This is a genomic window from Dysosmobacter sp. Marseille-Q4140 (assembly GCA_018228705.1).
Classification (GTDB): Bacteria; Bacillota; Clostridia; order Oscillospirales; family Oscillospiraceae; genus Oscillibacter.
The window spans coordinates 251,085-263,294 of sequence record CP073694.1 but is presented as its reverse complement, the minus strand read 5'-3'; the positions used below and the strand labels follow the sequence as shown (position 1 = coordinate 263,294).

At 63.6% G+C, this 12,210-nt stretch carries 11 protein-coding genes; 5 read left to right on the top strand and 6 right to left on the bottom strand.

Features of this window, described 5'->3' with window-relative positions:
• Positions 1-6 precede the first annotated feature (6 nt).
• Genes KFE19_01275 through KFE19_01265 form a run of 3 tightly spaced genes read left to right on the top strand, consistent with a single transcriptional unit; the run spans position 7 to position 3,068 of the window.
• Positions 7-1,518, top strand: a complete 1,512-nt coding sequence (locus KFE19_01275) for a tripartite tricarboxylate transporter permease (protein QUO39485.1) — start codon at positions 7-9, stop codon at positions 1,516-1,518.
• 13 nt (positions 1,519-1,531) lie between these two features.
• On the top strand, positions 1,532-2,335 hold the full coding sequence (locus tag KFE19_01270) for a 4-hydroxy-3-methylbut-2-en-1-yl diphosphate synthase (protein ID QUO38186.1): 804 nt from the start codon (positions 1,532-1,534) through the stop codon (positions 2,333-2,335).
• A 1-nt stretch (position 2,336) separates the two neighbouring features.
• Positions 2,337-3,068: an RraA family protein gene (locus KFE19_01265; protein QUO38185.1), complete on the top strand. Its 732-nt coding sequence runs from the start codon at positions 2,337-2,339 to the stop codon at positions 3,066-3,068.
• 196 nt (positions 3,069-3,264) lie between these two features.
• On the opposite strand, the gene KFE19_01260 is transcribed toward KFE19_01265, so the two are convergent.
• The 6 genes from KFE19_01260 to KFE19_01235 form a co-directional block, all read right to left on the bottom strand.
• Complete coding sequence (locus tag KFE19_01260) at positions 3,265-4,317, bottom strand: BMP family protein (GenBank protein QUO38184.1); 1,053 nt, start codon at positions 4,315-4,317, stop codon at positions 3,265-3,267.
• A gap of 80 nt (positions 4,318-4,397) precedes the next feature.
• Positions 4,398-5,330, bottom strand: coding sequence for an ABC transporter permease (locus tag KFE19_01255; GenBank protein QUO38183.1), 933 nt, complete (start codon positions 5,328-5,330; stop codon positions 4,398-4,400).
• Positions 5,327-6,388: an ABC transporter permease gene (locus tag KFE19_01250; GenBank protein ID QUO38182.1), complete on the bottom strand. Its 1,062-nt coding sequence runs from the start codon at positions 6,386-6,388 to the stop codon at positions 5,327-5,329. The genes KFE19_01255 and KFE19_01250 overlap by 4 nt, the downstream gene beginning before the upstream one ends.
• A gap of 16 nt (positions 6,389-6,404) precedes the next feature.
• Positions 6,405-7,913 carry an ABC transporter ATP-binding protein gene (locus tag KFE19_01245; GenBank protein QUO38181.1) on the bottom strand — a complete coding sequence of 503 codons (1,509 nt, stop codon included), beginning with the start codon at positions 7,911-7,913 and terminating at the stop codon, positions 6,405-6,407.
• 14 nt (positions 7,914-7,927) lie between these two features.
• Positions 7,928-8,755 carry a response regulator gene (locus KFE19_01240; GenBank protein ID QUO38180.1) on the bottom strand — a complete coding sequence of 276 codons (828 nt, stop codon included), beginning with the start codon at positions 8,753-8,755 and terminating at the stop codon, positions 7,928-7,930.
• A 62-nt stretch (positions 8,756-8,817) separates the two neighbouring features.
• A complete protein-coding gene (locus KFE19_01235; GenBank protein QUO38179.1) occupies positions 8,818-10,347 on the bottom strand; it encodes a histidine kinase in 1,530 nt (509 codons plus the stop codon).
• Between the two features lie 176 nt (positions 10,348-10,523).
• Between KFE19_01235 and KFE19_01230 the strand changes: the two genes are divergently transcribed.
• Positions 10,524-10,991, top strand: coding sequence for an RNA polymerase sigma factor (locus tag KFE19_01230; protein QUO39484.1), 468 nt, complete (start codon positions 10,524-10,526; stop codon positions 10,989-10,991).
• A 3-nt stretch (positions 10,992-10,994) separates the two neighbouring features.
• On the top strand, positions 10,995-12,170 hold the full coding sequence (locus tag KFE19_01225; GenBank protein QUO38178.1) for a hypothetical protein: 1,176 nt from the start codon (positions 10,995-10,997) through the stop codon (positions 12,168-12,170).
• Positions 12,171-12,210: the final 40 nt, after the last annotated feature.

The following is a 12,210-nucleotide window of genomic DNA, read 5'->3' as shown; positions in this document are numbered from 1 at the left end:
ATGAGTATGATCCTTGAAGGTCTCCAGATGATCTTCACCCCCGGCTGTCTGCTGATCATGGCACTGGGCGTGGCCATCGGCATTATTTTCGGCGCGATCCCCGGCCTGTCCGCTACAATGGCCATTGCGCTGTTTCTGCCCATTACCTTTGAGATGGACGCTGCCCACGGCATCGCGCTGCTGTTGGCGCTGTATGTGGGCGGTATTTCCGGCGGACTGATTTCCGCCATATTGATCAACATTCCCGGCACGGCCGCCTCCATCGCCACCACCTGGGACGGACATCCCATGGCGTTGAAGGGCGAGGCGCCCAAGGCACTGGGCGTCGGCATCGTGTTCTCCTTCCTGGGGACGCTGTTCGGCGTCGTGCTGCTGATGGCCATTGCTCAGCCGATCGCTGATTTTGCCGTGACGTTCAGCCCCATGGAGTACTTTGCCATCGGCCTGTTTTCCATGACCATGGTCATCGGACTGTCCGGTGATTCCATTGTCCGCGGCTGCATCGCCGGATTGTTCGGCGTGGCACTGGGAACGGTGGGCCTGGCCCCCATCGACTCCGTCAAGCGGTATACTTTCGGAATTTACGACATGCAGTCCGGCTTTGATCTGCTGCCGGTGCTGATCGGCCTGTATGCGGTGACGGAGATCTTCATGCTCTCCAAGCACCGGGGCGAGGCGGCAGCGGACATGAGCGGCGAGGTGGATAAGAAGTCCCTGAAGATCAAGGGCTTCGGCTTTTCCATCAAGGAATTCAAGTCCCAGCTCGGAAATCTGGTCCGCTCCTCCGTGATCGGAGCCGCCGTTGGCATCCTGCCCGGCATCGGCGGCAGTGCCGCCAATGTTCTGGCCTACTCCGCTTCCAAGAGCGCCTCCAAGCACCCGGAGAAATACGGCACCGGCATCATCGACGGTATCGTCGCCTCGGAGACCTCCAACAACGCCTCCATCGGCGGCGCCATGGTCCCGCTCCTGACGCTGGGCATCCCCGGCGACACCAATACGGCCATGCTGCTGGGCGGCCTGATCGTTCAGGGTCTCGCCCCGGGTCCCATGCTCTTCTCCACCAACGGCAGCTTTGTCTACGCCATCTACATCGCCCTGCTGCTGGCCAGCTTTGTCATGCTGATCGAGGAGTTTTTCGGTCTGCGGCTGTTCGTGAAGCTGCTGAACATCCCCAAGCACATTCTGCTGCCGGTGATCTTTGTGATGTGCGTGGTGGGCGCCTTTGCCACCAACAACCGCATGTTCGATGTGTTCAGCATTTTTATCTTCGGCGCCATCGGCTATATCTTCAATATGGTGAAGCTGCCTCTGCCTCCTGTCATTCTGGGCTTCATCATGGGACCCATCGTGGAGGAGAAGCTGCGTTCCGGACTGATGTATACCAACGGAAACTTCTTCGCGTTCTTCCAGCGTCCTGTGACCGCCTGCTTCATGATCCTCACGATCCTGGTCCTTGTGTGGTGGGGGGTCAAGTATGTGCGGAAGATGCGCAGCAGCCGGAAAACGACAGCCTGAGAGGGGGATGCAGATGTACAACGCACATAAGATCACGGATAAAGTTGCCCAGGGAAAAATTGCCCTGGGATCCCACGTGGGCTTCGACAGTCCCTTTATCACCGAGATGATTGCCGGCTGCGGTTTTGATTTCATCTGGATCGATGGAGAGCACAGCGCCATTGACCGCAAGGACATCCAAAACCATCTGATGGCCTGCCGGGCCGCCGGAGCCGCCGGCATCGTGCGGGTCCCCTGGAATGACCCGGTCATCATCAAGGCGGTTCTGGATATGGGCGCCGACGGCATCGTGGTGCCCATGGTCTGCTCCTTGGAGGAGGCCAGACAGGCCGCCGCCGCCACCCACTATCCCCCCTACGGCATCCGCGGCATGGGTCCCAGGCGGGCCGTCAACTACGGCATCTGGGATAAGCAGGACTACGTGGACAACACCGACAAGTACGTCCTTACCATCGTGCAGATCGAGCATATCGACGTGGTGAAGGATCTGCCGGAGATCGCAAAGCTGCCCGGAATCAGCGGCTTTGTGGTGGGGCCCAACGACTTCTGCATGAGCATGAATACCCCGGAGCGGACCTACACCGTCAATGACCCGGAGGTCCGGGAGCAGTTCGACAAGATCGGTGAGGCCCTGGCTGGGAGCGGAAAGCTCTTTGGCGTCTCCGGTGCCTGCAGCGAGAGCTTCGTCCGGGACTGGGTCCGCAGGGGCGTCAACTACATCGCTATGAATTTTGACTTCAACTACATCGTCAGCGGCGCGCAGGGCGTCTTGCAGACTTCCCGCAGTGTGCTGGAAGCGATGGGAAAGGCATATTGAGATGAAATTGCTGACACGTGAGCAGCTGGAGGCGCTGTCGAGATTCGACACGCCGACCATCTGCAACGCTATCGAGGGCTTCGGCGTCCGGGGGCGGACGGAAGGCTTCACCCGGCCGGAGCTGCGGCTGCGTTCCGCCATGAGCGACAAGCCCATGGTGGGCTACGCCCGGACCGGTGTGATTTCGGCCCGGCATCCGGCCCGCCCGGAACACGCTGAGGTCATGGAAGCGTATTACCGTCAATACGAGGGATTCGATCTGCCCATGGTGGCCGCTATCCAGGATCTGGACCGGGTGCCTGTGGGTTCCTTCTGGGGCGATGTGCAGGCGACTGTCCACCGGGCCCTGGGCTGCATCGGCGTCATCACGGACGGCGGTGTGCGGGATATCGAAGAAGTCCGGAAGGTCGGCTTTTACATGTTCTCCAAAGAGGTCCTGATCTCCCACGCTTACATCCATATGGTGGAGGCCGGGACCGAGGTGGATATCTGCGGCATGACCGTGCGGCCCGGCGACCTCATCCATGCCGACCATCACGGAGCCATCGTGATCCCGGAGGAGATCGCCGGGGAGGTGGCGGAGGCCTGCGTCCGGGCAATGGATGCGGAAAATGCCCTGCTGGAGCCCTGCCGCGAGGCCATCGCCCGCGGCCAGCGGGTCACCGCCAGGGAGATCATGGTCTGGCGCAATGAGATGCAGCGCCGCCGGGCCTCCATTGCCGGCCGGAACTGACATGCTGCCAAGGCGCTGAAGTGCCTACCTGGGACGAGGCCTGCGTTTTTCCGCAGGCCTCGCCTTGTAAAGTAGAGGAATCCATAAGCTGAGCGGCGTTCCCCGTTCAGACGGGAAGCAGAAGAAGAGACACGGCCTTGGCCGTGTCTCTTTCTTCACAAGGGATGAGCGGTGCTTGCCGGATGCGGTCCACCGATCACTGCATGAAGGTGCCTTCCACCATCTGGTCGATGTAGGCCAGATACTGGTCCTGGACCTCCGCGGGGACCAGGTCGCTGAGGCCGCCGGCGGACAGAACGCCGTTCTGCATGGTGCCGTAGATGACCTCTCCGCCGAAGGTGCCGCTCTGCACGGCCTCCATGCAAAGACCCACCAGGGAGGCGTTGTCGGTGACCTGGCTGCAGATGATGCACTCGTTCTGACCCAGCAGATCGGAGGGCTGGGCGATGTCGTAGATCTTCACAGAGCCGCTGGCGGCGTTGGCCTCGTCGATGGCCTGCCGGGCGCCGGAGTCCACGGCGGAGGCGTCGCCGAAGAACACGTCGGCGCCCTCGTCGATCATGGCCTTGGCGAACTCAATGCCCTTGTCGGAGGCGGAGAAGTCGCCGGAGTAGACGATGTCCAGGGTGCTGACGGTCTTGCCGGCCTGCTCGCCCACATAGGCGGCCGCCTCGGCATAGCCGTTGTACTTGCCCACGGTGGTGTCCAGCTCCATGCCGCCGATGAAGGCGATGGTGCCGGTCTCGGTCATGAGACCCGCCAGAGCGCCGGCGATCCAGCCGACCTGCTGGGCGTCGGGCAGCAGGGAGGTGACGTTGCCGTTGACGGCCTGCTCAGGGGTGCCGGTGCCGCCGTTGAGCAGGGCGAAGGCCACATCCGGATACTCCTCGGCGGCCTGGAGAACAGCGTCGGTGTACTGGTTGCCGGGGGCGTAGATCAGGTCATAGCCCAGGTCGCAGTAGGTGACGATGGTCTCATAGTAGGCGGACTGGGCGATCATGTCGGAGACCTCGGTGGCCCAGCCGTGCTCAGCGGCAGCGTCCACCATGGCGTTGTAGCAGGACATGCCCCACCCGCCGTCGGAGATGCTGGAGTCGCAGATCATGGCCACCTTGTATTCTTTGTCTCCGCCAGACTCCTCGGTCTGGGCGCCGCCGTCATCGGCGGCCGTGTCGCCGCCACCGCCGCCGCAGGCGGCCAGGGACAGGACCATCGCCAGGGATAAGAGCAGAGCAAACAGTTTTTTCATCATTCTTTCCTCCAATTCTTGATATCCGTGGTTTAAGGTACGTTCTATGATCTAACAGCCGCGCAGGCGGCGGTTATTCCTCACTGATCCTCCCGCAGGTAGGGCTTGCCGGCGCCCTTGGGGCCGGCCTTCTTCATGCCGATCAGGGCCAGCACCACCACCGTGGCGATATAGGGGATCATCTGGAAGAACTGATAGGGGATGCCGAAGCTGCCCACCTGGAGGCGGATCTGCAGCGCGTCGCAGAAGCCGAAGAACAAACACGCCAGCAGCACGCCGGCGCCGGTCCAGCGGCCGAAGATCACCGCCGCCAGGGCGATGAAGCCCCGTCCGGCCACGTTGCCGTCCACATAGGTGTTGGAGTAGCAGGTGGTGAGGTAGGCGCCGCCGATGCCGGCCAGGGCGCCGCAGATCACGCAGGCGGCGTACTTCACGCCGATCACGTTGATGCCCAGGGTGGCCGCGGCCTTGGGATACTCGCCCACGGCCTTGTAGTTGAGGCCGGACTTGGTCTTGTTGAAGTAGATGGCGGTGAAGATCACCAGACCGTAGGCCAGATACACCATGGGGGGCTGATCCAGCAGGAGCTTGAGCAGGAAGTTGTCGGTGCTGATGCCCAGGGTGGCGGAGAGGTTGTTCATCAGCGTCACCTGCACCAGGGTGCTGCCGGCGCCGAAGTAGACCCGGTAGATGAAGGCCGCCAGGGCCGGGGCGAAGATGTTGATGGCCATGCCGTAGACGATCTGCTCAGCGCAAAGCGTTACGGTGGCATAGGCAAAGACCAAGTTCACCAGGATGCCCACCGCCGCGCCGGCCGCCACACCCAGCATGGGGCTGCCGGTGATGAGGCTCACCAAAAAGCCCGCCAGGGAGCCGATGGCGGCCAGACCCTCCAGGCCGATGTGGACCAGGCCTGCCCGCTGGGAGTACAGCTCCGCCAGGGACAGGAAGATCAGGGGCGTGGCCATGCGGATGCTGGCCAGCAGCAGATTGGAGATGAATTCCCAACTCATGACGTAGCGGCCTCCTTTCTGGTAAAGAGGCGGTCAATGGCCGCCTTGAACTGGGGCAGCTTCACCATGGCGAGGCCCGCCACGGTGAACACGATCACCAGGGCCTGGATGATGTCCGAGACGCTGGTGGGCACGCCGGTGGCCGCCTGCATGGTGGTGGAGCCCACCCGCAGCGCCGCGAAGAAGATGGCCACCAGGATGGTCGCCAGGGGGTGGAGCTGGGCGATCAGGGCCATGGCCACGCCGTCGAAGCCGTAGCCGGAGGCGAAGCCGTTGATGAGCCGGTACTGGGTGCCCAGCAGCTCCGCGCTGCCGCCCAGGCCCGCAATGACGCCGGAGACCACGAAGCTGAAGAGGATGTAGCGCTTGACCGCGAAGCCGTTGAACTCCGCCGCCGTCATGTTCAATCCCACCGCCCGCAGCTGGAAGCCCTTGGAGGTGTAGAACAGGAAGTAGTAGACCAAAAGGCCCGCCGCGATGGCGATGACGAAGGCCGTGGTGGCCCGCAGGCCGAACAGGCGGCTGAGCTTGGTGGCGTCCGGGACGGACATGGTCTGGGGCACGCTGCCCTCCCGCAGCCAGTTGGTGTACACCACGCCCATGAAGAGGGTGGCCACATAGTTGAGCATGATGGAGATGATCATTTCGTTCTGGCCCCGGTAAACTTTCAAAAGGCCCGGGATCAGCGCCCACAGACCGCCGGCAACAGCCCCGGCGATCAGGCACAGGATGATGGCGGGGAGGCCCTCGATCCCGCTCTGGGTGGCCACATAGCAGCAGACCACGGAGCCGATGATGAACTGGCCCTCGCCGCCCAGGTTGAACACGCCGCAGCGGTAGGCAAAGCAGGCGCAAAGGCCCGTGAAGATCAGGGGCGTTGCCCGGGACAGCGTGGTGCCCACGTTGCGCAAGTTGCCGAAGGCACCGGTCCACAGGGACTGCAGCGCCGTCAGGGGATTGGCGCCCAGGAAGGCCATGACCGCGCAGCCGATGGCGAAGGCCAGCAGCACGGAGACCACCGGCACCAGCACGCAGATCAGCTTGTTGCTGTTTTTCATATCCGTGTCTCCCTCCTCACTTGCCGGCCATGGCCAGACTGATGTCCTGGATGGGTGGTTCCTTGCCGGAAAAGACGCCCATCACCTGTCCCTCGAACATGACCACGATCCGGTCGGAAACCTCCAGGATCTCGTCGAAGTCGGCGGAGATCAGCAGCACGCCGCAGCCCTTTTCACGGGCCTCGATCATGGTGTCGTGGACGAAGCGGGTGGCGCCGATGTCCAGGCCCCGGGTGGGGTGGACCGCCACCAGCAGGTCCGGGTGGCCCTCCAGCTCCCGGGCCAGGATGACCTTCTGCTGGTTGCCGCCGGAGAGGTTCCGGGTCTCCTGGTCCACGGAGGTGCAGCGGATGTCGTATTTCTCCCGCATCTTCTCCGCATACTCCCGGATGGCCCGCTTTTTCAGCCGGAAGCCCCGGGCGGAGGAGAACTGGGGGGTGTCCGTGGATTTGAGGACGATGTTCTCCTGGATGGACATGCTGCCGATGAGGCCCATCTTGTTCCGGTCCTCGGGGATGTGAGACACGCTCTCCAGAATAAAGCCGTTGGGGGTGAACTGGGCCACCCGGGACCCCTTCAGGTCCACATGGCCGGCGTCCGGCGTCAGCACGCCGGTGACCACCTGGGCCAGCTGGCTCTGGCCGTTGCCGTCCACGCCGGCGATGCCCACGATCTCGCCCCGGCCCACGGTCAGGGACACGCCGTTGAGGCCGTTGTGCTTGGACTCCTTGTGGTAGTCCACCTTCTCCAGGGACACCACCGGCTCTCCCGGGGCGGTGATCTTCTCGTAGTGGGAGGGGGTCAGCTCCCGGCCGATCATCAGGTTGGCCAGCTCCTCGCCGTTGGTGTCGTCCCGGTTCAGGGTGCAAACGGTCCGGCCCGCCCGAAGAATGGTGATCCGGTCGGAGATCCGCATGACCTCCCGCATCTTGTGGCTGATGAAGATGATGCTCTTGCCCTCGCCGGTGAGCTTGCGCATGATGTCGAACAGGCCCTCCACCTCGATGTCCGTCAGGGCGGCGGAGGGTTCGTCCAGGATCAGCAGCTCCGCGCCCCGGTATAGGGCCTTGAGGATCTCCACCCGCTGCTGGGCGCCCACGGCGATCTCCGTGATGGGCTTGTCCAGTTCCACGTCCAGGCCGTACCGGGCGGAGAGGTCCAGGATCTCCTTTTTCCGGGCCTCCCGGTCGATAAAGATCCCCTTCGTGTTCCGGTCGCCCAGGATGATGTTCTCAAAGACCGTCATGGCCTCTACCAGCATGAAATGCTGATGGACCATGCCGATGCCCAGCTTCACCGCCTGGGCGGGGGAGTCGATGCGGACCTTTTTGCCGTCTAAGTAGATGGCGCCCTCCGTGGGCTGATACAGCCCGATGAGGACGTTCATCAGCGTGGACTTGCCGGCGCCGTTCTCGCCCAGCAGGGTGTGGACCTCGCCCCGCCGGACGGTGAGGTCGATCTCCCTGTTGGCGTAGAAGTCGCCGAACCGTTTGCTGACGTGCTCCATTCTCAGGAATTCATCCAACGTCCATCCCTCCTTCATGGGTGCTCATCCCGCCGGGACAGACGGGCGAGCATCAGTTGCTTTTTCTCCTGCAAGGTGTAGATCATGGGCTCCGCCCAGGAGTACTGCCGCAGAAAATCCCCCTGGAAATGGCAGATGGCGTCCTCGTCCCCGTCCAGAAAGCGCTGGTAGTCGGAGTCCACCAGCTCCAGCCGCAGCTGAAGGCTCCCCCTGGCCCGGAGGATCAGCTCCTCTGCGGCGCAGTCACGGAGCGTGTCCGTCAGCTCCTTGATGGTGCGGCGGTAGCCGGTGCTGTCGGCTCCGGCGGTCTCCTCGCCCCAGAGGCACTCCACGATCTCGTGAATGGACACGGGACAGCCCTGCCGGTACAGGCACAGGGCCATCAGCTCCTTGGCCTTGGCGGAGCGGAAGCGGACCGGCTCCCCGTCCACCAGCATGTCGAAGGAGCCGAAGGTGCGGAAGAAAAACCGCTTGCTCTGCCGCCGGCGCAGGAGCTTGGCCCGCTCCATGACATCGGCGATGTCCTCCCGGTCAAAGGGTTTGAAGATCATGTAGTCCGCCTTCATCCGCAGGGCGTCCACGGCGAACTTGGGGTGGGCCGTGGCAAAGACGATGATGATGTCGCCCCGGATCTGACGCAGGCGCTGCGCCAGCTCCATGCCGTTCATACCGGGCATGTCGATGTCCAGCAGAGCAAAGTCCACCACATGACCGGCGGCATAGGCGATGGCCTGGTCAGGGTCCGTGAATTTGCCCACGATCTCAAAGTCGGGCATGTCGGCGCATTTCAGCTCGAACAGCTGCAGGTCCAGCAGCATGTCGTCCACCAGGATGGTCTTCAAAGCGCCTCACCTCCCTTTTCTATGTAGATTATACCAAATGAAGCGTACGGGAACCGTACGCTTCATTGTGGATATTGTATAGAATTTGTCAAAAATTGATCTGCACTCTTCTGATAGGACAGCACCACCCGCGTACCCCGGCCCGGAGCGCTTTCGATCTCGATGCCGCAGCCGGGGAAACGGCTGAGCCGGCGGCGCACATTGCCAAGGCCGATGGAGCCTGCCTCCGTAGCCGCGGTGGGGTCGAAGCCCAGGCCGTCGTCGGCCACGGTGACGCGCCAGTGGGTCGGCGTCTCGTCCAGGGTGAGAGTGACGGTACCGCCGCCAACCTTGGGCTTGATGCCGTGGAGGATGGCGTTCTCCACCACCGGCTGGATGGTCAGCACCGGCAGGGGGAAGTCCGCCTCCGGCGGCACATGGTAGACCATGGTCAGCCGCTTGCCCAGCTGGGCTTGGTTGATGTCGGCATAGGCCCGCACCGCCCGCAGTTCCTCCCGGAAGGAGCCCATGCCCCCGGCGGCGGTGGCCGCATCCAGGGTAAAGCGCAGATATCGCGCGAAATCTCCGGCCATTTTGTAGGCGGCGTCCGGCTGCAGGACGATCAGGGCCTGGAGGGAGTTGAGGGTGTGGTAGAAGAAATGGGACCGGATCTGGCTGAGGAGCATATCGGTCTGCTCGTGCTCCAGCTGGGTCTGGAGCTGGAGGATCTCCCGCCGGGCGGCCTCGGCCTGCATCAGCCGTACACGTTCCAGGTTGTAAGTGCCCGCAGCGGCCAGCAGGCTCAGCAGCAGTCCAATGGCCAGGTACAGCCACAGACTGGGCTGGGCGTACCAGGGCCGCAGGGGAGAGAGGGTGATGGTCCAGTCGGCATTGAACAGCTCCTGCTGAAGAGAGACCGCCTCCCAGCCGGACCGGGGCGCCGTCTCCGACATCAAAATGGTCTGCCGCTCCCCGGTGTCCGGATTGATGCGCCAGACCTCGCAGGCGAAGCCCTGGTCGCTGACCCGCTCCACCGGGCTGCCGGAGAGGACCTCCGGGAAGTCCAGCGTCACGGAGACGATGCCCCAGAAGGTCCGCTGCCCGGCGGCATCCTCCAGATATACCGGCAGCCGCCCGGCGATGCCCAGGCCTCCTTGAACCAGCTCGAAGGGACCGGCGATATAGAGCTCGCCCTTTTCCATGGCGGCCCGGGCCTCCAGATTGCCCGCGCCTTCCTCGTTCATATCCAGGCCCATGGCGCTCTCATTGCCAGCTAGGGGATAGATCGCCTCCACCACGCCGCCGGGAGCGAAGAGCACGTTCCGCACGAACCGCTCCCGCAGCAGAATGGGAGCGACCTTTTCAAAGCCCTGGTAAGAGCCGCCGGTCTGGATCAGATAGGCCTCCAGCACCCGGGTCTTTCCCATTTCAGAGAGCAGCGTCTCATAGGTTTCCGAGCCGATGGACTGGGCGATATGGGACATGCGGTCCCGGTCCTGCTGGATGGCGCCGTATTCCATGTACGCGGTCAGCAGCAGCGCCGCTGCCAGCACCAGGGCGAACACGCCGCCGGCGTGGACCCACAGCCGGTGTTCGTTTTTTCGATCCTCCATGGCGGCGCCTCCCTTCCGCCTCCAGCATACGGTATTTTTTGCCGTTTGTAAAGCCGGAGAGAGCGCCGGGAGCCGGAAGAAAATTTTCTGCGGAAAATGAGACGTTCGGCTGGAAAACCCGGTATTATAGGTGAAAGGCCTTTCCGGGAAAAACAAGAACAGGAGACATGCCCATGCTGACGGAAGCGGAATTCAACGAAGCCGCTGAGCGGTATTTGAATATGGTGTACCGAATCGCCCTGAACTGGTTCGGCAACGTCCCCGACGCGGAGGACGCCGCCCAGGAGGTGATGCTGCGGCTGTGGAAGAGCGGTCCGCCGCCGGGGGAGGAGGAGCGGCTGCGATACTGGCTGGCTCGGGTCAGCGTCAATGTCTGCAAGGATCTATCCCGCACGCCCTGGCGGCTCCACACCGTTTCCCTGGAGGAAGCGGCGGAGCCTCTGGCGCCGGAACCGGAGGACCGGCAGGTGCTGGAAGAGGTCCTGCGCCTGCCGAAGAAATACCGTGTCCCCCTGTACCTCCACCACTACGAGGGCTACTCGGCGGCGGAGGTGGGGGCCATGCTGGGCTTGAATGTCTCCACCGTCCGGACCCGGCTGGACCGGGCCCGGCGGAAGCTGAGACAACAGTTGGAGGAGGGCTGAACCATGCGGACGAAGTATCAGCGGGCCTTTGACCATGTGGCCGCCTCCCACCGGCTGAAGGAGGAGGTACGAAATATGACGAAGCAGGAGCGGCGCGCGCTGCACCGGCAAGTGCCCAAGACCCTGCTGGCGGCGGTCCTGGTGGTGTTGCTGCTGGCCGGGACGGCGCTGGCCGTCAGCACACCGGGCATCCAGGACTGGTTCCGCCAGTACTGGCAGGAGGCCACCGGCCAGACGAAGATGGATAAGGGCCAGGCCGCCGCCGTGGACGGCCTGACCCAGAGCGTGGGCAGCCAGGCCGCCGGGCAGGAGCGGGAGGAGGATGTCATCGTGGAGCTCCCCGGGGCGGTCGGGGAGGAGACGGCCCCCGCAGCGGGGCCGGAGAGCGGAACGTCATCTCCGGCATCCCGGGAGGAGAATGCCGCCGGCCCGGAGGATACGGCACAATCCCCGGCCGCCGAAGCGGCGGCCGCGGCGTCGGAGGTCACGGTGACGGTGGATTCCGTCACTGCCGGAAAGTCAAATCTGTGGATTCTGCTCCATGTGAGCGGCGATTACCAGCCGGGAAAGCACTACTCCTTCTGGTCCGGATGGCTGGAGGGCGCGCCTGAAAAGAGCTTTGAGGAAGTAGGGATCGTGGTCAGCACCGGGATCATTTTCTCCCGGGACAACACACGGGTCCGGGAGGACGGCAGTCTGGAGATGCTGGTGCGCTATGAGAGCCCGGACCCCACCGCGGACCTGACGGAGAGCCGGGACATGACATTGGAGCTGGAGGACCTGAGAGCAGACGGGGAGGTGCTGGTGAAGGGCCGCTGGGAGGTGCCCATCTCCCTGTCGGCCACGGAGACCCAGCCGCCCCTGGTGCTGGAGAACGTGACGCTGCCGCTGACGGAGGACGGCGTCACCCGGCAGGTGACCTATCAGAAGGTGGAGGTCACCTCCACCGGCGTGCAGCTGACCTGCGCGCCCCAGGACTGGAAAAACGCTCTGGCGTTCTATGATATGGTCCTGGTACTGAAGGACGGTTCGGAGGTCGCTACTGAGGGCGGCCGCGCCAACTGGGTGGGCGAGGCCGATGTCAGCCCTTATGTGGGCAGCTTCGCCTGGAAGATGCCGGTGGACCTGGACCAGGCCGCCGCCCTCCGGTTCAGGGAGACGACAGTGCCTTTGGCCTGAGAAGCGAGAAGCAGCGGGACGGAATGCTCCGTCCCGCTGC